Origin of the sequence: Marinobacterium aestuariivivens, from assembly GCF_042661465.1 — a bacterium.
Classification (GTDB): domain Bacteria; phylum Pseudomonadota; class Gammaproteobacteria; order Pseudomonadales; family Balneatricaceae; genus Marinobacterium_A; species Marinobacterium_A aestuariivivens.
The window spans coordinates 3,184,514-3,207,284 of the sequence record NZ_JBHSWE010000001.1 but is presented as its reverse complement, the minus strand read 5'-3'; the positions used below and the strand labels follow the sequence as shown (position 1 = coordinate 3,207,284).

Annotated in this window: 20 protein-coding genes and 2 pseudogenes; 5 read left to right on the top strand and 17 right to left on the bottom strand. The window is 64.3% G+C overall.

The genetic code is table 11. The features are described from left to right. Positions 1-133 precede the first annotated feature (133 nt). The gene (locus ACFQDL_RS16685; protein ID WP_379910023.1) at positions 134-1,090 is read right to left on the bottom strand and encodes a ketopantoate reductase family protein; all 957 of its coding nucleotides are present in this window, start codon (positions 1,088-1,090) and stop codon (positions 134-136) included. 251 nt (positions 1,091-1,341) lie between these two features. On the opposite strand from ACFQDL_RS16685, the gene ACFQDL_RS16680 reads away from it, so the two are divergent. Next, positions 1,342-2,127 (top strand): dioxygenase family protein, encoded by a 786-nt coding sequence (locus ACFQDL_RS16680; protein WP_379910022.1) that lies wholly within the window; start codon positions 1,342-1,344, stop codon positions 2,125-2,127. A gap of 42 nt (positions 2,128-2,169) precedes the next feature. On the opposite strand, the gene ACFQDL_RS16675 is transcribed toward ACFQDL_RS16680, so the two are convergent. Continuing rightward, positions 2,170-3,003: a LysR family transcriptional regulator gene (locus ACFQDL_RS16675; protein ID WP_379910021.1), complete on the bottom strand. Its 834-nt coding sequence runs from the start codon at positions 3,001-3,003 to the stop codon at positions 2,170-2,172. A gap of 106 nt (positions 3,004-3,109) precedes the next feature. Here ACFQDL_RS16675 and ACFQDL_RS16670 point away from each other — a divergent pair, with 106 nt between their 5' ends. Next, positions 3,110-4,873 (top strand): SulP family inorganic anion transporter, encoded by a 1,764-nt coding sequence (locus tag ACFQDL_RS16670; RefSeq protein ID WP_379910020.1) that lies wholly within the window; start codon positions 3,110-3,112, stop codon positions 4,871-4,873. Positions 4,874-5,039: 166 nt separating this feature from the next. Here the strand turns inward: ACFQDL_RS16670 and mhpT are convergent, their stop codons facing one another. The 13 genes and pseudogenes from mhpT to ACFQDL_RS16605 all read right to left on the bottom strand — a co-directional run bounded on the left by mhpT (position 5,040) and on the right by ACFQDL_RS16605 (position 17,309). Next, positions 5,040-6,263: a 3-(3-hydroxy-phenyl)propionate transporter MhpT gene (mhpT, locus tag ACFQDL_RS16665; protein ID WP_379910019.1), complete on the bottom strand. Its 1,224-nt coding sequence runs from the start codon at positions 6,261-6,263 to the stop codon at positions 5,040-5,042. A 230-nt stretch (positions 6,264-6,493) separates the two neighbouring features. Continuing rightward, a complete protein-coding gene (locus ACFQDL_RS16660) occupies positions 6,494-7,735 on the bottom strand; it encodes a multidrug effflux MFS transporter (protein WP_379910018.1) in 1,242 nt (413 codons plus the stop codon). An 11-nt stretch (positions 7,736-7,746) separates the two neighbouring features. Beyond that, on the bottom strand, positions 7,747-9,075 hold the full coding sequence (locus ACFQDL_RS16655; RefSeq protein WP_379910017.1) for a TRAP transporter large permease: 1,329 nt from the start codon (positions 9,073-9,075) through the stop codon (positions 7,747-7,749). Between the two features lie 12 nt (positions 9,076-9,087). After that, complete coding sequence (locus ACFQDL_RS16650; protein WP_379910016.1) at positions 9,088-9,597, bottom strand: TRAP transporter small permease; 510 nt, start codon at positions 9,595-9,597, stop codon at positions 9,088-9,090. A gap of 12 nt (positions 9,598-9,609) precedes the next feature. Then, positions 9,610-10,635, bottom strand: coding sequence for a TRAP transporter substrate-binding protein (locus tag ACFQDL_RS16645; RefSeq protein ID WP_379910015.1), 1,026 nt, complete (start codon positions 10,633-10,635; stop codon positions 9,610-9,612). 65 nt (positions 10,636-10,700) lie between these two features. Further along, positions 10,701-11,692: pseudogene (dmpG, locus tag ACFQDL_RS16640) on the bottom strand (4-hydroxy-2-oxovalerate aldolase). 39 nt (positions 11,693-11,731) lie between these two features. After that, entirely contained in the window at positions 11,732-12,667 is a 936-nt protein-coding gene (locus tag ACFQDL_RS16635) for an acetaldehyde dehydrogenase (acetylating) (RefSeq protein WP_379910014.1), read from the bottom strand. Positions 12,668-12,692: 25 nt separating this feature from the next. Beyond that, a complete protein-coding gene (mhpD, locus tag ACFQDL_RS16630) occupies positions 12,693-13,481 on the bottom strand; it encodes a 2-keto-4-pentenoate hydratase (RefSeq protein WP_379910013.1) in 789 nt (262 codons plus the stop codon). A gap of 19 nt (positions 13,482-13,500) precedes the next feature. Further along, entirely contained in the window at positions 13,501-14,358 is an 858-nt protein-coding gene (locus ACFQDL_RS16625) for an alpha/beta fold hydrolase (RefSeq protein ID WP_379910012.1), read from the bottom strand. Between the two features lie 38 nt (positions 14,359-14,396). Continuing rightward, positions 14,397-15,338 carry a 3-carboxyethylcatechol 2,3-dioxygenase gene (locus ACFQDL_RS16620; protein ID WP_379910011.1) on the bottom strand — a complete coding sequence of 314 codons (942 nt, stop codon included), beginning with the start codon at positions 15,336-15,338 and terminating at the stop codon, positions 14,397-14,399. A 1-nt stretch (position 15,339) separates the two neighbouring features. Beyond that, complete coding sequence (gene mhpA / locus ACFQDL_RS16615; RefSeq protein ID WP_379910010.1) at positions 15,340-16,506, bottom strand: bifunctional 3-(3-hydroxy-phenyl)propionate/3-hydroxycinnamic acid hydroxylase MhpA; 1,167 nt, start codon at positions 16,504-16,506, stop codon at positions 15,340-15,342. Positions 16,507-16,562: 56 nt separating this feature from the next. Continuing rightward, a pseudogene (locus ACFQDL_RS16610) lies at positions 16,563-17,012 on the bottom strand (FAD-dependent monooxygenase); the annotation flags it as partial. 129 nt (positions 17,013-17,141) lie between these two features. Then, a complete protein-coding gene (locus ACFQDL_RS16605; RefSeq protein WP_379910009.1) occupies positions 17,142-17,309 on the bottom strand; it encodes a hypothetical protein in 168 nt (55 codons plus the stop codon). A 275-nt stretch (positions 17,310-17,584) separates the two neighbouring features. Here ACFQDL_RS16605 and ACFQDL_RS16600 point away from each other — a divergent pair, with 275 nt between their 5' ends. The 3 genes from ACFQDL_RS16600 (at position 17,585) to ACFQDL_RS16590 (ending at position 20,164) form a co-directional block, all read left to right on the top strand. After that, positions 17,585-17,908 (top strand): helix-turn-helix domain-containing protein, encoded by a 324-nt coding sequence (locus ACFQDL_RS16600; protein ID WP_379910008.1) that lies wholly within the window; start codon positions 17,585-17,587, stop codon positions 17,906-17,908. Beyond that, a complete protein-coding gene (locus ACFQDL_RS16595; protein ID WP_379910007.1) occupies positions 17,839-18,381 on the top strand; it encodes an IclR family transcriptional regulator domain-containing protein in 543 nt (180 codons plus the stop codon). The genes ACFQDL_RS16600 and ACFQDL_RS16595 overlap by 70 nt, the downstream gene beginning before the upstream one ends. 70 nt (positions 18,382-18,451) lie before the next feature. Continuing rightward, positions 18,452-20,164, top strand: a complete 1,713-nt coding sequence (locus ACFQDL_RS16590) for a DEAD/DEAH box helicase family protein (protein WP_379910006.1) — start codon at positions 18,452-18,454, stop codon at positions 20,162-20,164. Positions 20,165-20,333: 169 nt separating this feature from the next. Here the strand turns inward: ACFQDL_RS16590 and ACFQDL_RS16585 are convergent, their stop codons facing one another. Next, positions 20,334-21,575 carry a cation:proton antiporter gene (locus tag ACFQDL_RS16585; protein WP_379910005.1) on the bottom strand — a complete coding sequence of 414 codons (1,242 nt, stop codon included), beginning with the start codon at positions 21,573-21,575 and terminating at the stop codon, positions 20,334-20,336. Positions 21,576-21,583: 8 nt separating this feature from the next. After that, positions 21,584-22,744: an AI-2E family transporter gene (locus ACFQDL_RS16580; protein WP_379910004.1), complete on the bottom strand. Its 1,161-nt coding sequence runs from the start codon at positions 22,742-22,744 to the stop codon at positions 21,584-21,586. Between the last annotated feature and the right edge of the window lie 27 nt (positions 22,745-22,771).

Here is a 22,771-nt window from a genome sequence, read left to right as displayed (position 1 = left end):
GGCGCTTCCCCGGTGCGAATGCTTGTGTTCGGTGCCGACGTTGTTCGCTGCGGGGCGCAGCTCCTACGGATGGGATTGCAGTGCTTGCGTAGGAGCGCCGCCCCGGTGCGAACGCTTTCCTTCGGTGTCGGCGTTATTCGCTGCGGGGCGCAGCTCCTACATGCCTGAGCAGTGCCATGACCAGCTCGGTATAGGGCGCGGCGACATCCTGGTGGCGGCAGCGGTCCAGCACAGCACCGGCGATGCTGTCGAGCTCCAGCGGCCGGCCCTTCTCCCGGTCCACCAGCATCGAGGTCTTGATGGCGTTGAACGAACGAATCAACTCGTGCATCTCGTCGATGTCGGCCTGCGACAGCTCGACGCCGTCCGCTCTGGCCGCCTCTGCCGTCTCCTGCATCAGGCCGTAGACGATGGGCCCGAATTCCGCATGATGAGTCAGGCTACGGGTATCGAGCAGTGTCAGCGCAGAGAGCGGATTGACGCCGTTGTTGATCACCAGCTTGCGCCAGAGCTCGGTGCGGATATCCGGACTCGTTCTGGCCGGAATACCGGCACCGTTGAAGCAGGTCTCGAGGCGCTGCAGCAGGTCGGCTCTGGTATCGGGCGTTTCGGGCTCCATCGGCCAGGCGCCCATGACCACTTGCGCCGGCCCCTCGGCTTCGACCACGCCGGGTTCGAGGATATGGCCACCAATGCGCACCGCCAGACCGCCGATCACCCGCTCATTGCCCAAGGCCTCGGCCAGCAGCGGCTCGTTGTCGACGCCGTTTTGCAGCGACAGTACCGGCAGCCTGCCGGGCTTCAGCCAGCCGGACAGCTCTTCGAGAACCGGCGCCGTGGCGGTGCTTTTCAGTGCCAAAAGTGCCACGTCGAAGTCGTCCGGACCGTAGTGCCGCATCAGCGTGCCAGCATCGAATGCGGTGACCGCCTGGTTGAAATTCAGCGATTCGTGGCGGACCTTAAGCCCCCGCTGCTGCATCGCCCGCAGGTGTTCGCCGCGCGCCACCAGCACCACCTGGTGCCCGGCTTCGATCAGGCGGGCGCCGTAATAGGCGCCGATACCGCCGGCGCCGATAATCAGGAACTTCATCGACAAAGCTGTCCTCGTCATCACTGTCCAGAACGCTAAGTTACAGACAAGGGGCATCGTTGTTAAGCTGCATTACGCGGCGGTGGCGCTTCGCCGCCCCGCGCCCGCCTGATAACGCGACCTTTGGCATTGTTGCTATCCATGCAACGATCTGTCCGATTATTCGATGTTTATTCGCAATCGTATCGGCACTAGATTGAAATGTTTTTCCAGCCCGCACCCGGCCCTTTCCCTGCAAGAGTGAAGACGGCATGACCACCGCCCCGGTTTTCTTTGTATCCCATGGTTCTCCGACCTTTGCCCTCGAGCCAGGTCGACTGGGCCCGCAACTCGGTAAACTCGGCGGGCAACTGAGCGGTGTGGAGGCCATCGCCGTGATCTCGCCGCACTGGCAGACCCGTGCTGTCGCGGTGACGACAACCGCCCGGCCCGACACCATTCACGACTTCGGCGGTTTTCCCCGCCCGCTCTACGAGCTGCAGTACCCGGCGCCCGGCACTCTGCACTTTGCCGCCGAGGCCGCGCGCCTGTTGGCGGAGGCAGGCCTGGCCGTGGATGTGGATTCGCGGCGGGGACTCGACCACGGCGCCTGGGTGCCGCTGCTGCACCTGCTGCCGGATGCCGGGGTGCCGGTATTTCAGGTATCGATGCCCTGGAATCTCGACACCGCCGGCGCCCTGCGCCTCGGCAGAGCCCTGGCACCGCTGCGCGAACAGGGCGTGATGATCCTGGCGTCCGGCAGCATGACCCACAACCTGTATGAAATCCGCCAGTCCGGACCGGAGGCGGCCTACGTCCGTGAATTCGCACAGTGGAACCAGAATGCCGTCATGGCCGGGGATGTCGAGCAGCTGCTGGCCTACCGAAGGCTCGCGCCCCATGCCGCGCGCGCCCATCCAACCGACGAACACTATCTGCCACTGCTGGTGGCGATGGGGGCCGCGTCGGATCAGGAACGGCCACGTTTCATCGAGGGTGGTATCAGCTACAGCGTGCTGTCGATGGACTCCTATGTCTGGGGGCTTCCCGGTGACTGACAGGTTGGGCCAAGGTCCGACAGGGTGGGTTACGCGGCGCTCCTACAATCGGCCCAGCAGGTCCGCAATCAACGCCCGGTGCTCGCTGTGCAGGCCGAAGGCGGCATACGCCTTCATCTCGATCACCGGCGCCTCTTCGACGGCATGCAACCGGCCCTGTTCGATCAACGGCGCGACGATCGAGGCCGGCAGGTAGGCGGCGCCACCACAGCCCAGCATCAGGTTCAATGCGACACGGCCGCTGTTGACGCGGCCACGGGCCAGCAGCCGCTGCGGGAAATGGCTCTCGTGCAGGCTGGCGAAGGTGGTGCCCCATTCGACGCGGATATAGCCTTCACCGATGGCCGCTTCGACCGCTAATCCGGCACGGCTCGCGACCAGCTGCAGCGGCACCGTCGCCACTTCCTCGACGGCAACGTCCCGGATCCGCGGCGGCTCGTACATGAAGCCGACATCGATCATCTTCTGTTCCAGTTTCTCGATCACCCGCAGCGGCGTGCTCTCCTCTGCGCGCAGGCCCAGGCTCGGATAGTCGCGATAGATGCCGTTGAGCCAGTCCTGCAGGAAGATGTCCCAGAGGCTGGCGACGCCGGCGATCACCAGTCGGCGCTTGTGCCGTTCGCTCAGGGCCGTGTCCTCGTAGGCCCGCTCCCAGGCACTGAGAATGAAACGGGCGTGGCGCTCCATGCGCTCGCCCGCCGGGGTCAGACCGATCTGGTGATGGCTGCGGGTGAACAGCGACAGACCCAGGTGCTGCTCCAGCTGGCGGATGCGGGCGCTGACCGTCGACGGCGAAACACAGAGATTCTCCGAGGCCTTGCCGAAGTTGCGGGTCCGGCTCACTTCGAGAAAGGTTTGCAGCAGTTGGGTATCCATGGCGGCCGTTATTCGGAATTTTTGTTCATCATAACCATTTTTTTTCGTTTTTCAGCATGTCGATTTTTTTCTACTCTGGCCGCTCGATCAGAGGAGGCGCAAACAGATGAACCGCAAACTGGCACCCTGGCTCCCCTTTCTCGGCTGGGGCCGGACGCTCAACCGACAGACACTGACCCGGGACCTCGTTGCCGGCCTGACCGGTGCCGTCATCGTGCTGCCGCAGGGCGTCGCCTACGCCTTCATCGCCGGTCTGCCGCCGGAGTATGGTCTCTATACCGCCATCATTACACCGGTCGTCGCCGCGCTGTTCGGCTCGTCGCTGCATCTGATCTCGGGCCCGACCGCCGCGATCTCGATCGTGGTGATGAGCGTCGCCAGCGGCCTCGGCGAACTGGATCCGGCACAATACCTGGCCGCGGTCCTGACCATCACACTGCTGGCGGGCCTGATGCAGCTGGCGCTGGGGCTGCTGCGTCTCGGTAGCCTGGTCAATTTCATCTCCCATACGGTGGTGATCGGCTTCACCGCCGGGGCGGCCATCCTGATCGGCGCCAGCCAGCTCAAGCATCTGCTGGGTATCGAGGTCCCCGGCGGCCTTTCCTTTATCGAGGGGATGGCGGCACTGTTCGCCGACCTGATGACGCTCAATCACCATTCGCTCGCCATCGGTCTGATCACCCTGGTGACCGCCCTGGCGGTACGCCGTTTCAACCGACGCTGGCCACACCTGCTGATCGGCATGTTCGCCGGCAGCCTCACCAGCCTGCTGCTCGATGGCGCCGGCAACGGCGTAGCGCTGGTCGGTGCCCTGCCCGGCACCCTGCCACCGCTCTCAATGCCGGACCTGTCAGCCCACTCACTGCAGGCGCTGACCTCCGGCGCCTTCGCCATCGCCCTGCTGGGGCTGATCGAGGCGGTCTCGATCGCCCGCGCCATCGCCATCCGCTCGCAGCAGCAGATCGACGGCAACCAGGAGTTCATCGGCCAAGGCCTGTCCAACGTCGTCGGCAGCCTCTTTTCCTGCTATGCCGGCTCCGGCTCCTTCACCCGCTCCGGCGCCAATTACGATGCCGGCGCCCGGACGCCGATGGCGGCGATCTTCGCCGCCGTGCTGCTGGCGATCATCCTGCTGCTGGTACCGGGGCTCACCGCCTACCTGCCGCTGCCGGCGATGGCCGGCGCCATCCTGCTGATCGCCTGGAACCTGATCGACTTCCACCATATCCGTGGCATCCTGCGGGCCAACCGCAACGAAGCCCTGGTGCTCGGCGTCACCTTCATGGCGACTCTGTTCATCGAGCTGGAGTTCGCCATCTACATCGGCGTGATCCTGTCGCTGGTGGTGTACCTGCGCCGCACCTCCCGTCCGACCGTGATGGAAGTTGCGCCGATCCAGGACCATCCGGAGCGCCGCATTCGCAATATCGGTCGCTATGGACTGGCCCAGTGTCCGCAGCTGAAGATCGTGCGCATCGACGGCTCGCTGTTCTTCGGCGCCATCGACCATGTGCAGCAGCGTATCCGCCGACTGAGCGAGACAGCGGGGACACAACTGCTGATCGTCGGCAAGGGCATCAACTTCGTCGACGTCGCCGGCGCCGAGATGCTGATTCAGGAAGCTCGCCGAATGGAACAACAGGGCGGACGGCTGATGCTGAGTTCGCTCAAAGGCACGGTAATCGACGAACTCAAGGGCAGCGGCTACTTCGACAAGCTCGGTCCCGAACGCATCTTCGAAACGCCGAAGGCCGCCATCGCCTCGGCTGTACCGAAGGCCAATGCGGATGTCTGCAGCCGCTGCGACAGGCGGATATTCAACGAGTGCGCTCGACCGGCGGCAACCTTGATCCAGCCCTCGTCAGGCTAAATAGCTCGGGACGTCGACAGGAACTGCAGTGCCAGCCCGCAGCGCTGGACCAGATCGGCTGGAGCCCCCTGCCTTCGCCCCCGGAATTCGCCTCCGGCTCATTCCAGGCTAGGGGCGCGCAACGCGGATGCATCAGTGTCGTTTTGTAGCTTTAAGATTTCAGCTATCAGCTTTGTTCGTTGCTTTTACGACCCAGCAGAACGAACACCGCGCCGGCGGCGATCAGGATACCGGGACCGGTGGCGGCCATGACGCCGGCGGTACCGGCGCCGAGCGCCAGCGCCTGGCCGGCGACCAGCGGACCGCTCATGGCGCCGAGGCGACCGACCGCCACCGCGGTGCCGACGCCGGTGGCGCGCACCTCGGTGCGGTAGAAGATCGGCGCCAGCGCATAGAGCACCGACTGGCCGCCGGTGGCGAAGAGCCCGGCGAGGAAGCCCGCCGCGACCATCGACTCGAGTTGACTCGAAAGACCGAGTCCGGCCAGCGAACCGAGGATGCCACAGTAGATCAGCGCCGACAGCGCCAGGGCGCTGAGACGGTCCATCAGCAGGCCCAGTACAAGAGTGCCGAAGACGGCGCCGATCTGGAAAGCAAACATCACCCAGCTCGCCTCGGAGGCCGAGAAGCCCTGGCCGACCAGCAGCGTCGGCAGCCAGTTGATCAGCATGTAGACCACCAGCAGCGTGAAGAAATAGGAGCTCCAGAGCAGCAGCGTCGGGGTCGCGGCACCATCACGGAACAGGCTGCGCCAGACCGAAGTGGACACTTCGCCACGCCGGCTCTGCTGCGCGCGAAAGGCAGCGGATTCGGGCAGCCAGAACATCAGCAGCGGCAGGATCAGTAGCGGCACCAGACCGCCGACCAGGAATACCACCTTCCAGCCGCCGGAAAACTCGGCGATACCGATGGTCGCGGCCAGGGCGGCACCGAGCGGCACACCGCAGTACATCAGGCTGACGGCGAAGCCGCGCATACGCTCGCCGGCCGATTCCGAGGTCAAGGCGATCAGGTTCGGCAGCGCCGCGCCGAGGCCGACGCCGGTCAGCAGACGCGCCGCCACCAGGCTCCAGAGATCCCAGGCATAGGCCGTGGCGATGGAGAAAAGGCCGAACAGCGCAGTGGCCATGATCAGCACCGCCTTGCGGCCGATGCGGTCGGCCAGGCGGCCGCCGGCGAGCGCGCCGGGCAGCAGGCCGAGGATGCCGGCGCTGAAGACCCAGCCCATGGCCATTCTGTCGAGGCCGAAGGCGGCGGACATGCCGGGCGCGGCGATACCGGGCGCCTGCAGATCCATCCCCTCGAGCAGGGCGACGGTGAAGCAGAGGGCAACGGTGATCCAGAGTCGGGAGTTTTCGGCGGTGACGCCGTGGGAAATACTGTTGTTCATTGTCGGGTACCGGTTTCTAGTTATTTAAAGGCCCGGCCGGCGAACGGCGACGGCATCCCTTTCCTCGCCACTATCGGTTGAATCTCCTGTCCGGCGCGAAAGCGCTTGAGGCTTTCTTGAGACCTTTCTGTATTAAGGTTCTGGCAATCAGGTGATGTCGATTATCGCGAGGGGCACACAGGAGCAACAACGATTAACTGCCCTGGCGTGCACCCAGTGCACACCCGCACTCATCTGCTCTCGGTTGCCAAGGCGACGTCCGCCTCCTCCGCCGCCCTGTTTCGCCGCTCGAGCGGCCGGCTTATGCACAGATGCGACAGGCGCCCCATCACGACCACCGCGAAGATCACCAGCGTCACCGGCCAGAGGCTGCCGTCATGGAAGACCCCGACCAGCAGGCTGCCCAGCATGCCGGTGCCGAAGTAGAGGCTGACGTGCAGCGCCGACGCCTGGCCGGCCTGGTGCGACTGCTGCGCCATTGCCATCGCGGTGGCATTGGGGGCCACGAGGCCGACGCTGGTGACCAGCAGGAAAAAGGCTGGCAGTACCAGCGCCAGTCCGTCCATTCCGAGCAGTTGGTTGAGCAGCAGCAGCGCGCCCGCCAGGGACGGCAACCAGAGCGCCCGGTGCAGCAACACCGCCGCGGGGCGCGTGCGCAGCAGCCAGCGGCTGAGCTGGCTGGCCGCTACCAGCCCCAGTGCATTGGCGCCGAAATAGAAGCCGAACTGCGACGGCGACACGCCGTTGAGGTCGATCAGCACGAAGGGCGCCGCGACGATATAGGCCATCATGGCGCCGTTGGTGCCGGCCTGGCTCAGCGCATAGCCGATAAAGCGGCGATCGACCAGCAGTTTGGCGTAGCCGCGCACCACGGGAACCACTCGCAGGCGCTCCTGGCACTGCGCCAGGCTTTCGTCCAGCAGCACCAGCAGGCCGACCAGGCAGGCAAGACCGTACCCGGCCAGCACCAGAAAGATGGCGGGCCAGGCCCAGCGCGCCAGCATCCATCCGCCGAGCAGCGGACCCAGGATCGGCGCCAGCCCCATCACCAGGGTGATCAGGCTCATCACCCGCGCGGCCTGCTGCGGTGGGCAGCGGTCGCGCACGATGGCGACCGTCAGCACCGTGCCGGCGCAGCCGCCGAGCCCCTGCAGCAGGCGCCAGGCCACCAGCTCCGGTAGCGAGTCGCTGGCGGCGATCAGCAGCGACGTGACGGTATAGAGTGCCATGCCGAACAGCAGTGGCGGACGCCTCCCGAAACGGTCGCTGACCGGGCCGTAGCAGAGCATCCCAAGCAGCATGCCGACAAAATAGGCCGAAAAGCTCAGCTCCATATCGCCGGGAGCCAGACCCAGCTGCGCTCGCATGGCCGGAAAGGCCGGCAGGTACATGTCGGTCGACAGCGGCGCTATCGCCGTCAGGCCGCCCAGGAGAATCAATAGCGACAGCGGGACCGCTTTCTGTGTGCTCAAGTCTCAGTCTCTCAGCCGTAGAGCAGCCGCGGCAGCAGCAGCGAGATCGGCGCCACCAGCGTGATCAGCGCCAGCCGCACGATGTCGGCGCACCAGAAAGGCGTGACGCCGCGGAAAATCGTGCCGGTCCTGACATCCTGCAACACGGCGCTGAGCACGAAGATGTTCATCCCGACCGGCGGCGTGATCAGGCTGATCTCGGTGACCACCACCACCACGATGCCGAACCAGACCAGGTCGAAGCCCAGCCCCTCGACCAGCGGGTAGAAGATCGGCACCGTCAGCAGCAGCATCGACAGGCTCTCGAACACCATTCCGAGCACCACGTAGATCGCCAGGATCGCCAGGATCACCACCAGCGGCGGCACATCGAGACCGGCCACCAGCCCCAGCAGGTCGCCCGGCAGGCCGGCGCGGTTGACGAAGTCCGAGAAGATCAGTGCGCCGATCAGCACGCTGAACAGCATGGTCGTGGTACGCACCGTTTCGTTGAGGGTATCAAGCAGAGACCCCAGGCTCAGCGAGCGGCGCAGCAGCGCGATGAGGAAGGCGCCGCCGGCGCCGATGCCGGCGGCTTCCGTCGGGGTGAAGATCCCCAGATAGATGCCGCCCATCACCAGCAGGAACAGCGCCAGCACGCCCCAGACGCCCTTGAGGGCCTGGAGCCGCTGCGACCAGTCGAATTGCTCGCCACAGGGGCCCGCCTTGGGGTTGCGCCAGACGACGTAGCGCACCGCGGCCAGGTATAGCAGGATACCGATCAGCCCCGGAATGAAACCGGCGGCGAACAGCTCGCGGATGCTGGTCTCGGTCAGCAGACCATAGATCACCAGGATCACGCTGGGCGGGATCAGAATACCGAGAGTGCCGCCGGCGGCGATCGACGCGGTGGCCAGTTCGTCCGAGTAGCCGAACTTGCGCATCGGTGGCATCGCCACCTTGGCCATGGTGGCAGACGTCGCCAGGCTCGAGCCGCAAATGGCGGAAAAGCCGCCGCAGGCGACGACGGTGGCCATCGACAGGCCGCCCTTGCGGTGACCCAGAAAGGCGTTGGAGGCCTGGTAGAGGTCATGGGACAGTCCCGAGCGGGTGATCAGGTTGCCCATCAGGATGAACAGCGGCACCACCGACAGGCTGTAGTTCTGCACGGTGTCGATGACCCTTTTCGCCGCCAGCGTCAGCACGCTGTTCCAGCGGAAATCCAGGAAGGCGTCCAGCGACAGCCCCTGCAGAAAGGCGAAGCCGAAAAAGCCGACGATCCCCATCGCGAAGGCGATGGGAATGCGCACGACGATGATACAGAGCAGTAGAACGGCAAAGCCGATAAGGGCGGCAGTCATTGTTACAGTTCCTCAGTGACGTCTGATCAGGCGGTAGGCGCCATAGCTGATCATCGCCGCGGCGGTGACCCAGCTCATGACGGCGATATACTGCGCCACAAGGCCCAGCGGCAGCTGCAGCATCTCGCTGACCTCGTTTCGGCGCAGCGAACGCTCGCCCAGCTCGAAGATCCGTACCGCCAGGAAATAGAAGGCGGTCGAGATCAGCAGCGTGGCCAGCAGCCCCAGCACCTTGACCAGCCGGTGCCCGAGCCGGCGGTCGAGGATGTCCACCACCACGTGGCCGCCGCGACAGGTGATCAGCGGCATCTCGGCGAACACCAGGATCGCCAGCCCGACTTCCGTCAGTTCGGTACCGCCATCCAGCGGATGGTTGAAGAAGTAGCGGCCGACGACGTCGACGCAGGTCATCGCCATCAGCGCGAACAGCGTGACGCCGGCCAGCAGCTCGAGGGCGAAGGCCGGCCATCGGGCCGGCCCCCATTCGGCGTAGCGGGCCCGGATCCAGTCGTTGATCGACATGATCGCACTCCGTTACGGCTGCGGCTGGTAGCGCTGGGCGATATCGCGCAGTTCCTGCAGTGCCGCCCGGGCCTCGACGTTGTAGTCGGAGACACTCTCGATCCACTGCTCATCGAAGCCCTTGACCAGCTCGCGGAACTCCGCCGCCATCGGGTCGCCCGCCGCCACTTCATGGATGTTGACGCCGCTCGACCTGGCCAGCTCGAGACCTGCCCGGTCGAAGTCGTCCTGGGCGCGGCCGCCCAGCGCCGACAGCCTCTCGCCCGAGACGCTCAGAATCGCCGCGCGGTCCTCATCACTGAGGCTGTCGAGGAAATCCGGGTTCATGAAGAACGAGAAGCTGCCCAGATACATGCCGCCCGGCAGCACGGTCAGGTTCGGCGCCACCTCGTTCAGACGCAGCGTTTTCTGCTCGCTCAGGGGCAGGAAAACGCCATCGATCACGCCCTGCTGCAGCATCTCGTAGACCTTGGGCGCCGGCGCACCGACCGACGAGATACCGACCCGCGAGGCGATCAGGCTCTGGACGCCGCCGCCGACGCGAATCTTCTTGCCGCTCAGGTCGGCCAGCGCACTCAGCGCCTCCTTGCTGTGAATCTGGCCCGGGCCATGGGTCACCAGGGCCGTGAGCACCAGACCGTCGAACTCGTCGGTGTCGGCAAAGTATTTCTGGTGCACGCGCCAGTGCGCGACCGAGGCCGCCTCGGCGTTGGCGCCGAGCAGCGGCTGCTCGACGATCTGGGTCAGGCGGAAGCGCCCCGGCACGTAGCCGTGAAAGCCCCAGGAGGCGTCGGCGACGCCGTCTTCCACCAGGTCGAACATCGATTTGGGATCGCCGAGATCGTATTCGACCTCGACGGTGACGCGGTTGTCGGTCGCCTCCTCGATCCATTTCGTCCAGGTCGGCAACACCACCGCATTGATCGGATGGCCCGGCGGCATCCAGGTGGCGAAATGCATCACGGTCTGGCTCTGGGCGGCGTTGCTGATACAGAGCAGCGACGCAAGGAGGATGGCAACGGAACGGAGCTTCAGCATAGTCGGGTACCTTTATCGTTGTTTTAGATTGATTGCACCGGAGCAGCGCCCTGCCCCGGTGATGCCTATCTGGCCTTGAGCAGGTCCAGCGCGACGTCGACGATCATGTCCTCCTGGCCGCCGACCATGCGGCGCTTGCCCAGTTCGACGAGGATGTCGACGGTCTTGAGGCCGTATTGCTGCGCCGCCACTTCGGCGTGGCGCAGGAAGCTGGAGTAGACGCCGGCATAACCCAGCGCCAGGGTTTCGCGGTCGACCCGCACCGGCCGGTCCTGCAGCGGGCGCACCAGCTCGTCGGCGGCGTCCATCAGGGTGTAGAGGTCGGTGCCGTGGTTCCAGCCCGGCGCTCCGCCGCGGCGATGAACACCTCCAGCGGCGCGTTGCCGGCGCCGGCGCCCATGCCGGCAAGGCTGGCGTCGATGCGGTCGCAGCCCTCCTCCACCGCGACGATGGAGTTGGCAACGCCGAGGCTGAGGTTGTGGTGGGCGTGAATACCGGTCTGGGTGGCCGGGTCCAGCACCGCCTTGACGGCGCGAAAGCGCTCGCGGATATCCTGCATGCCCATGGCACCGCCGGAATCGACGACGTAGATGCAGGTGGCGCCGTAGCTTTCCATCTTCTTCGCCTCGACCGCCAGGTTCTCCGGGCGGGTCATGTGGCTCATCATCAGGAAGCCGACGGTGTCCATTCCCAGGTTCCGGGCATATTCGATATGCTGCTTCGAGATGTCCGCCTCGGTGCAGTGGGTGGCCACGCGCACGATGCGCGCACCGGCGTCATAAGCGGCCTTGAGGTCGTGGAGGGTGCCGATGCCCGGCAGCAGCAGGGTGGCGACCCGGGCATGCTCGATGACGTCGGCCACCGCCTCGATCCACTCGAGGTCGGTGTGGGCGCCGAAACCGTAATTGAAGCTCGAACCCTGGACACCGTCACCGTGGGCGACCTCGATGCTGTCCACGCGGGCCTTGTCCAGCGCCCGGGCGATCTCCTGGACATTGCGGATCGAGTACTGGTGACGGACCGCGTGACTGCCGTCGCGCAGGGTCACGTCGGAGATGTAGAGTTTTTCTCGGGATTGAACGTCATGACCCTCTCCTCAGGCGTGGTTGATCGACTGCGCCATGCGTTCGGCGGTGGCGAGCGCCACGGACGTCATGATGTCGAGATTGCCGGCGTAGGACGGCAGGTAGTGGGCGGCGCCCTCGACCTCGACGAAGATCGAGGTCTTGAGGCCGGCATAACGCCCCAGGCCCGGGATATTCAGCGGTGCCGATGCCGGGATTTCCTCGAACTGCACGCGCTGCTTGAGGCGGTAACCCGGCACGTAGGCCTGCACCGACTGCGCCATCTCCTCGATCGAGGCTTCGACCTTTCTCTGGTCGGCGGCTTCGGACAGCACGTAGACGGTGTCGCGCATCATCACCGGCGGCTCGGCCGGGTTGAGGATGATGATCGCCTTGCCTTTGGCGGCACCGCCGACGGTCTCGATCGCCTGGGAGGTGGTTTCGGTGAACTCGTCGATATTGGCGCGGGTACCGGGGCCGGCGGACCTGCTCGAGATCGACGCGACGATCTCGGCATAGTGCACCCTGGCGACACGGGAGACCGCGGCGACCATCGGAATCGTCGCCTGACCGCCGCAGGTCACCATGTTGACGTTGGCCTGATCGAGGTGCTGTTCCAGGTTCACCACCGGCACGCAGTAGGGACCGATAGCCGCCGGCGTCAGGTCGATCAGCCGGATGCCGGGCTTGAGGGTGCGCAGGTAGGCGTCGTTTCTGACGTGGGCACCGGCGCTGGTGGCGTCGAAAACGAAATCGATGTCGGCGAATTCCGGCATCCGGGCGAGGCCCTCGACGCCTTCGTGGGTGGTGGCGACCCCCATGCGGGCGGCGCGCGCCAGACCGTCGGAGTTGGGGTCGATGCCGACCATCGCGCCCATTTCGAGGTGCTGGGCATTGCGCAGGATCTTGATCATCAGGTCGGTGCCGATATTGCCGGATCCGATGATGGCGACTTTACGTTTGTTCATGTCATTAACCTTTGTTGTCCTGACTTCAGGCGAAATCGACGGCGACGTTGCCGAGCCCTTCGATGCGGGCCTCGATACGGTCACCCGCGGCGACCGGCGCCATCGGGCCCAGCGCGCCGGTCAGCACGATATCGCCGGCGCGCAGCGGTTCGCCGAGTCCAGCCAGGGTGCGCGCCAGCCAGACGGCGGCGTTGAGCGGATGGCCCAGGCACTCGGCGCCGCTGCCGCTGGAGACGAGTTCGCCGTTGCGGCTCATCTGCATGCGCGCTTCGCGCAGGCCGACATCGGCCAGGCGCCGTGCCGGGCCGCCGAGCACGAAGCAACCGCTGGAGGCGTTGTCGGCAACGGTGTCGACGAAGCGGATATTCCAGTCGCGCACGCGGCTGCCGACGATCTCCAGTGCCGGCAGCACCCAGCCGGTGGCCTCGACCACTTCGGCGAAGGTGGTGTCGGCGCGCGGCAGGTCGCGCTCGAGGATCAGCGCGACCTCGGCCTCGATCTTCGGCTGCAGCACCCGCTCGAGCGGCACGGTCTCGTTGTCGCCGTAGCACATATCCGCATAGAGGGTGCCGAAGTCGGGCTGGTCGACGCCCAGCTGCTGCTGCACCTTGGGGTTGGTCAGGCCGATCTTGCGCCCGACCACACGGCGGCCGGCGGCCACTTCGTGAGCGACGTTGAGGCGCTGGATGGCGTAGGCCGCTTCGGCGCTGGTTTCGCCGATCACGTCGCGCAGCGGCTCGATCGTCTCGCCCGTGGTCGCGGCCCGGCGCAGCGCGGCGGCCAGGTTTTCCAGGGTTTGCTGATGGATTGTCATGGCAGTGCCCTCGCCGGCCTTAGTGAGTCAGGAAGTCCAGGACCATGCGGTTGAACTTGTCGGCGTGCTCCCACTGCGCCCAGTGGCCGCAGCGGTTGAAGATGTGCAGCTCGGAGTTCGGAATCCCCGCGACCAGGCGAAGACCGGTGTCCATCGGCACGAAGCGGTCCTGGCGGCCCCAGATCACCAGGGTCTCGGCGCTGATCTCGGCGAGGCGCGGGCTGAAGTCCGGAAACTGCTTCGGATTCGCCTGGATGCTCTTGACGAAATTCTCCAGGTGGTCGCGACGGGCCAGCATGTTGTCCAGGCGCGCCTGGAACAGCTCTTCGGTCAGGTCGCTGGTGTCGAAGACGAAGATATCCATCATCGACTTGAGGTTCTCGATGGTCGGCTCGCGGTAGAGCCCCTGCAGGCGCTTGATGCCTTCGGTCGGCATTGGCGTGAACAGGCTGGCGCCGCCGGTGCCGCCGCCCATCAGCACCAGCTTGCCGACCCGCTGCGGGTAGCGCAGCGAGAAGGCGACGGCGCTGTGACCGCCCATGGAGTTGCCGAGGATATGCACCTTCTCGATGTCGAGCTCGTCGAGCAGGCCCTTCAGCGCGGTGGCATTGAGGTCCGAACGGGAGCCTTCGCAGACGATGGAATCGCTCTTGCTCCAGCCCGGGCAGTCCATCAGGATGACGCGAAAGCCCGCCTCGACCAGCGGTTCGATGTTGCGGTTGAAGTTGGCCCAGCCACTGGCACCGGGGCCGGAGCCGTGCAGCATGACGACGGTTTCGTCGCCCTGGCCGCAGTCGTTGTAGTGGATCAGCAGGTCGAGTTCGCCTTCGTTGATGCGGACGAACTTGCTGCTAGACGCTTCGGTTAAAGTGGTCATCGGATGACTCCTGTGCAAATTGAATTCTGTTGTTCGTGTCAGGCCGGCTCGGCGGCGAGGGCGCCGAAGCCGCAGATCCACTCCGGGATCGGCCTGTAGTAGCCGTCGCGCGCGATATAGGGGCCGAAGGCCGAGAGCGCCGCGAAGGCCGCCACCCAGGCCTTGACCTCGTGGGTGGACTTGCCGGCAAGCGCCGACAGTTCGTCGTTGCCGACGGCGTCGAGATCGGCGAGGCGCCCTTCGGCCAGCGTCGCCATGAACCGCTGGTCCCATTCGGGATTGAGCGGATGCAGCGACTGCTGATCCTCGACGAAGTCGCGGGCCGCCTCGACCACCCGACGGGTGCGCGCTTCGCGTTCGTCCGGCGGCAGGTTGCGGCCGCTGCCCTTGAGACGGTCGGCCATATGGGCGTTGGCGGTGGCCAGTTCCGGCACCGGCGGCTGGTGCGACAGGCCGCCGGAACCGATCAGCAGCACCCGCTGGTCAAGGCCGCGGGCGAACCGGCCGATCGCTTCGCCCAGCAGACGGGCGCGTTTGAAGGTCGGCAGCGGCGTCGCCACGCCGTTGACGAACACCGGGATCACAGGCTTCTGGTCGATGCCGCCGAGCAGGTATTCCAGCGGCTGGGCGAAACCATGGTCGACCTGCATACCGTACGACACCGCCGTGTCGACGCCCGCCTCCACCACCGACCGGGCGCATGCCTCGGCCAGCGCCTCGGGCACGTCCAGATCACCGGCCTGGGTACCGAAGTCGCCGATGGCACGGGCCGCGGTACCGATGCAGAAGGACGGCATGATGTCGTAGAAAAAGCCGTTGTAATGATCCGGCGCGAACAGGATCACCAGCTCCGGGTCGAAGCGCTCGATGCGCGCCCGAGCCGCGGCGAGGGTGCCGTCCACCTCGGACAGCACCGCCCGTTCGGGGTCCACCTCGCCGACCAGCGGCGTATGGGACAGGCATTGCAGCAGTACGCTCATCTCAGGCCACCTCGCCGAGCCTGGCCGCCTTGCCGATCGCGACGGGCTTGCGCGCACCCAGCGCCTTGAACAGCTGTTCGGAAACGACGCCCAGGGTCTGCGGGATCGCCAGTGCCGCGACGAAGCGGTCCGGACGCAACACGGCGACCGACGCGGGGTAGTTGCCGAACCACTCCTTCAGGCGACCGTCGGCATCACCGAGGCGGGTCACGCCGTCCGGCGCCTCGGTGCCGGCCTCGAGCTGCACCGACGGCAGCACCTGGATGAAACAGGCCCCGAGCTGCTGCCAGTACGCCACCTGCTCCTGGCTCAGTCCCCAGGTCGGATCGGTGCCCCAGGCGATGATGGCGAATCGATTGCCGATGACGTCGTCAAGCAGCACCCTGTCACCGTCCTCGGTATGCACCTTCGGCTGGATGAACATCCTGCCGACCGGCGACTGCTTGAGCGCAGGCGCAGCGGCCACCAGCGCCCCCTCGGTATACTGCGGCATCGGCTTGAAGCGCATCTCGAGGAAGTAGCGCTTGATTGGCGGCAGGTAATTGAGCAGCCAGGAGATGCCGTCGCGGACCGTCCCCATCCAGCGCTTCGGCGGCGCAAGCACGTGACCGGCGGTCACCGACAGATCGATCATCGCCCTGGCGTGGTCGCGGCGTTCCAGCTCGTAGGTATCGAGCAGCGACGGATCCGCCAGTCCCTTGACCACCATCGCCAGTTTCCAGGCGAGGTTGTTGGCGTCGCGGATGCCGCTGTTGTAGCCCTGCCCCTGCCAGACCGGCATGATGTGGGCGGCATCGCCGGCCAGCAGGATGTTGTCGACGCGGAAGCGGCCGGCCAGGCGGGCGTTGTGGGTGTAGACACGCTGACGGATCAGCTCGACCTTGTCGGGATTCGGCAGCACCTTGGACAGCAGCTTGCGCATGTTCTCGGGCTGGCTCAGCTCCGCCTCGGTCTCGCCCGGCATCACCATGAACTCGAAACGACGGATACCCTGGGGCAGTGCGGCCGAGACATAAGGGCGCACCGGATCGCAGCACATGTAGATGTTCGGCGTGCCAAGCGGGTCGTTGGCGATGTCGATGACGATCCACTGGTTCGGCGCGGTTTTGCCATCGAACGATACATCCAGGGTACGGCGCACGAAGCTGTTGCCGCCGTCGCAGGCCACCAGGTAGCGCGACTCGACGGTTTCGACCGGCGCGTCGCCCTTTGCATATGCAGCCTGACTCCGGACGGGTCCTGGCTGAAGTCGGTCACTTCGCGGGAAAACAGCACGCGAACGTTGTCGAAGCGTTGCAGGCCTTCGAACAGCACCCGGTCGACCTGTGGCTGGATGAAGGCATTGCGCCGCGACCAGCCGAACTCGTCGGTCTTCGGCTCGATCGACGCAAAGCAGCGCCCTTTCGGCGTCAGGAAACGCATCCAGTGATTCGGCGTGGTATGCGGCAGCACCTGGTCGATGAGGCCGACGGACTGCAGCACCCGCAGCGACTCGTCGTCGATGCCAATGGCGCGGGGGTAGTCGATCAGCTGATCCAGCTTCTCGATCACCAGCACCTCGACGCCCGACTGGCCCAGGTAGTTGGCAATGGTCAGTCCGACGGGACCGGCTCCGAGAATCACGACGTCGGCATGGCGATCGGTGGTATGGGTGTTTGCGATGGTTGTTTTCATTTTCTTTCTGCCTGCTTCAGGGAATCAGAATCCATTTTCGGGCAAGCCGCGCCCGTGCCGCCCCGAAAAGGGCCGGCTGCCGGAGGCTTGATTCCTGGATTAGGGTTTAAGAGATATCGGCCGTTTTATTCAGGCCGCAAAGGATAGCGAGACCAACAAAACAAAAATTCCGGATACGTGGCTGCGGTTACTATTTCGCATTTTGAAGGCCAACCGGTTATTTTCATGAGGCTTGCCATTTATGACGAGCGGCCTCATTTCCCGGCTGCTGATATTCCGAATATCGGAGTCGATCATTGTTATAGTCTCCCGATTCAGCTCCAGGTTGGAATCGAGTATAGGGGTGCAGATTTTCGCCAACAACGATAAACTGGCCCTGTGTGCACCTAGTGCACCGAGAGTGATCCCCGGAATTCGCTCCGCTCATTCCAGGCTACGGATCGTAGACGCCGCGCGGAGTATGGGATACCACGAGCCGTAGGTTGGAATGAGGCCCGAAGGGCCGAATTCCGACGCTTGGCTCCGGGTACCCGAAACTCACAATGTGAATTCCCGGAAAAGGGAGAGTCGCGATGACCGACGACAGCAAATACAAGACCGTCCAGGGGCTGGTGCGCGGCCTCGACGTCCTCTACGCCCTGAACCGCCTCGACGGCGGCGCCAGCATCGCCGACCTCAGCAGCCAGACCGGGCTTCATCGCACCACGGTGCGGCGCCTGCTCGAGACCCTGATCGGCGAAGGCTACGTCCGCCGCAGCGAATCCTACGAGAGCTACTGGCTCGAGCGCCGGGTGCGCGACCTCAGCGAGGGCTACCGCGACGAGCAGTGGATCTCGTCGCTGGCCGCCCCCTGCTCAGCGAACTGCTGCCGCAGGTGCTCTGGCCCACCGACCTGACCACGCTCGACGTCGACGCCATGGTGATCCGCGAGACCACCCACCGCTTCAGCCGGCTGTCGTTCCACCGCTCGATGGTCGGCCGGCGCATGCCACTGCTGTTCACCGCCTCGGGCCGCGCCTACCTGAGTTTCTGCCCCGGGTCCGAACGCGAGCAACTGATCGCGATGCTCGCGTCCAAGGACGGCGAGGAAGGTGAGAAAGCCCGGGATCCCGGCTATATCCGCCGTATCGTCGCCGCCACCCGGGAACAGGGCTATGGGGCCAACCTGGGCGAATGGAACCCCGAAAGCCGCTTCGCCGCCATCGCACTGCCGATTATGCACAACGATCGGGTCTACGGCTGCCTGAACCTGGTCTACATGGCCAAGGCGATGCGCCCGCACGAGGCCGCCAGCCGCTATCTCGAGAAAATGAAGGCAACCATCGCCAAGATCGAAAAGGGGCTGGACCGGGTCGAAAGTGACGGCTGACAGGTCAACTGTCGCAGGATGGTGCAATGTTGCAGAATTCGATAACACTGATGACACTCAGGCCTGATGTATGAAAAGCACCGAATATTCAGCATGGAATCCCGGCCTGGAATCAGAGATTCCTGTCGAATACCGGTCACTTGAAACGATCCATCGACCGGAAAATGTCTTTACGCGTCTTTGCGATGTGGAGGAGGTCGCCCAACAGGTTGGGCTGCCACAGGAGGAGCTGGTCGCTTTCAGGCCTGAGCGTCTGGTCGTTCATGAGCTGCTGGTCAGGGTCACCGCCGATATCGTGGTATTGGAGGGTGAGGACGAAACCGGTCTCGGCGTACATTTCCGGGAAATTGCCGAGAAGATTCTCGTCGACTATATCCGACCGAAGATGGAGTCGATTACGCAGGCGTACGAGGCGCTGCGGCAGCAGGTCGAGACCCGGGTGCGAGAGGAACTGGAGCGCTCGTTGTTTACGCCTGTTCGGGACGAGCCGGCCAAAAGACGCTTTGCTGTCCTTCAGCGATTTCTGAGACCCAGGCCGAAACCCGCTCCCGCGATTCAGGAGTCGATTCAGGAAAAGCAGTATCGCATCATTGCCGGATTCAGGGAAAAAGGCCTGGTCGAGCAGGATCCCCTCGCCAAGGCGGTCTATAGAAGTCTCTACCGCATACTCGGATCCATCGCCAGTTCGAGCGGCTTCGTCGGATCGGATATCGATTATCTCGCAAGGCTGGTCTCCCGCCATGTTTGCAACAACTATGGCAGCCAGGTCATTGGCCAGCGGATTTCGCCCCTGGTGCAGCAAGCCATCCAGCAGCTCGGTCTTACGCCGACCGTCACGGCACAGGCACCGGTACTGATCAGCCTGAAGGGCGCATCGGCCGCCGGCAAGAGTTCCCTGCGCCCGATGCTCAAGAAAATCATGGGCGATCTCGGCATTCAGTCGGAGGGCTACGCCACCATCAGTCCCGATATCTGGCGGCGCTTTCTGCTCGATTACGACGCCCTGGGCGAGGCCTACAAGTACGCAGGACGGCTGACCAGCAAGGAGGTGGCGATCATCGATCGCAAACTGGATTACTATATCCGTGACAAAGCCAAGCGGGACAAGTCGATTCCCCATCTGCTGGTCGACCGCTTCCGTTTCGACAGCTTTTCGACCGAGCGCATTTCACGGATTTTGCACGACACCTATGCCAGGCACGTCGATACGATGCTGATGTATTTCGTGATCACGCCGCCGGAAGAAACGGTGCAACGGGGCTGGGAACGGGGCCTGCAGGTCGGGCGTTACAAGGCGGTCGAAGACTTTCTCGGCCACAGCGTCGAAACCTATACCGGCATCCCGAAGCTGTTCTTCAAGTGGCTGGCCTGCAGCAAGCCTGTCTATAAATACGAATTTCTCGACAACAGCGTACCCAAGGGGACCTATCCGAAGACCATCGCTTTCGGTAATCAAAACGAGATGACGATTCTCGATCCCCTGGCGTTTGTCAATATCGTGCGTTATCAAAAGATCAATATAAAGGCCAAATCTCCCGAGGAGGTTTATCCTGAACCCGAGGTGCTGGCCGTCAGGAACAACCTGAGTTTTCTGGCGAAATGTCTCGGCAAAATACCCAGGATAAACTTTATCGACGAGACATCGAATGAGGTTTATCTCCGGGTCGAGTCAGGAATTTTTCAGGTTGTAATCCCCCGTGTCATGGCAGCAAAGCTTTCCGACCCGGAGACCCGAGAGGCCTTTCAAACATTGATGGCGCCAGCTCGAGGATTTCACCAATGAAGCTCATGCCTTGAGTTGTCCTGGTCCTTCTGGTCGCGGCCTGCGCGCCTCGCGGCCCTGAGCGCACCAGCGAGGAGGGTCCGACGGTGCCCTACGGCTATGGCTATGGCTATGATGACATGGATGGGTGAAGCTGACCGCGTCACGACCACTAGCGTAGCAATCCCTGTTACCGCTTCGATACGAAGCGGTCGACAAGAAAACTCGTCGTGCCATGGATCACCGCCGAGGCGAACACCGTGAAAGCGACCAGCGCCCATAGCGGACGTTCGTTGATCAGCTCCACGTGCCCCGATGCATAGGCGATATAGTAGACCGAGCCGACGCCCCGCACGCCAAAGAAGCCGACAATCCAGCGGTCTCTGGAGGCAAGGTCCGTTCCCTGCAGCGCCAGCCATCCGACGATGGGGCGGATGACCAGCAGCAGGCTGAAACCGATCAGGGAGTGGCGCCAGTCGAGCGCCGGCCACAACGCCGGCAGCGTGCTTCCCACAAGGACCAGCAGGATTGCAGTCAGGGCGTGCTCGATTGCTTCGCTGAAGTCGTAAAGGCGGCGGTGAAAATGGTGCTTTTTCTGGACCCGCCGGCAGGCGAGGCCGGCCACGAAGGCGCCGATGAAGCCATATCCCTCGGCCAGCTCAACGATCCCGTAGCAAAGAAGCACCGCCGCCAACGCAATCACGCCCGGCCCGCTTTTCTGGATAGCGCGGCTACCCCAGGTCGAAAAAAGTGTCATCCCCAGAAGCCAGCCCACCGCGGCGCCGAGGCCGACCCCGACGGCGATCCGATAGAGGACATCGCGCAGGAGCCATTCAGTCAGCCAGGCGGACGGATCAGTGCCCTGTGCCGCGATGAGCAGGCCGAGATAGACGAAGGGAAAGGCGAGCCCGTCGTTCAGGCCCGCTTCCGCCGTGAGGGTGAAACGTACCGGATGTTCGTTGCCTTCATGCGGCGGCCCAACCTGCACGTCGCCGGCCAGTACCGGGTCTGTCGGCGCGAGCACCGCACCGAGCAGCACGGCCCCGGCCACGGTCATTCCGGCGAGTCCCCAGGCGAGTCCGCCGACGGCCGCGATGGTGAGGGGCATCGCAATCAGGAGAAGGCGGAGGGTGGGCGACCAGAAGCGATAGCTCCCGAGGTTGTCGATGCGAAGGCCGGTGGCGAACAGCACGACGATCAGCACGATCTCGCTGATCATCTCCCACAGACGTGGGGAGGTCGTGGGATCGAGCGCTTCCATCCCCGGCACAATGGAGTAGGTAACCAGTCCAACGATCATCAGAAGCGCGGCGGATGAGGTCGCGCGCGGGAACACCAGGCGAGGGAGCCAATAGGCGGCAAAGATGGCGGCGCCTATGGCCGCCATCAGCATGTGGTAGGCGGAAAGGTCGAAAAAGCTGCCGTTTTCCATAGCGGATCTCAATCATGCGATTCGTGATCGACGATAGATTGGGCCCGCCCCTCGCCACCAGGCGATGATCGACCCATATGTCCCACGTCAGCGCCCGAAGGGGCTGGCGTGGGATGTCTGCGCTCCTCAACCTCGGCGGCACGCCACTCAACGAAGAGACTGTAGCCCACCGCCAGCAGCGTTGGGCCGAGGAACAGGCCGATAAAGCCAAAGGCGAGGATGCCGCCGATGAACCCGAAAAAGCCGAGCACCATGGGCAGGTCGCTGGTCTTGCCAAGGATATAGGGCCTGAGAAAGTTATCGATACTGCTGACGAGGAGCAAACCCCAAGCCACAACGAAAATACCCCACCCAATGTCTCCCTGGGCAAGGAGCCACAGCGCTACCAGGACCCATACCAGTGCTCCCGCCGACACGAATGAAAGGACAAAGGTAAGGAAGCCAAGCAGGAGCGGCTGAAACACATCGGCGATCCAGAAGCCGATGGCCGCCACCAGGGCCTGAGCGAGCGCCGTGCCGATCATGCCGAAGATGACGCCCTTCACCGTCGCGCCGACGACCTCGACCAGGCGCCGCGCGCGTGGGCCGGCTAATCGTTCGGCGATCTCCCGCATATGGGCGGCCATCTGGCGGCCATGGCTATAGAAGAAGAAGGAGATGAACACGCTCAACCCCAGTTCAAGAAGGGTGCTGCCGAGCATCGCCCCACTGGCTACGGCGAGGTCAGTGGCAGGGCCGATCAGTTTCTTGAGTTCGGTGATGAAGGCAGGTGCATTGTTGATTGAGCTTTCCCAATAGAAAACCAGGCTCTCGCCAACCAGCGGGAGCTCCGCGACCCAAGGCGGCAGTGTTGGCGGGCCTTGTTCAAGGACGCTGGCCGCCGTCGCGAGAAAGCTGACGATGTTGTCCGCAAGTGCCGCCACTATGACGGCGAATGGCGCGACGAGGGCGAGGGCGACCAGCAGTGTCATCAGGGCGGCTGCCAGGCCCCTACGGCCGCCAAGTGACCGCTCGCACCCTCTGTAGACGGGCCATGTGGAGAAGCATATGGCCGCCGCCCACAGCAGGGCTGACAGGAAGGGCCAGAGCGTTAGCACGCAACCGACCGCCAGCAAAAGGAGGGCACCGATTCCCAGGACCTGTTCGAGCGGCTTGCCGAGGGGTATCATGACCAATCGGTCCCGCTATGACTTGCT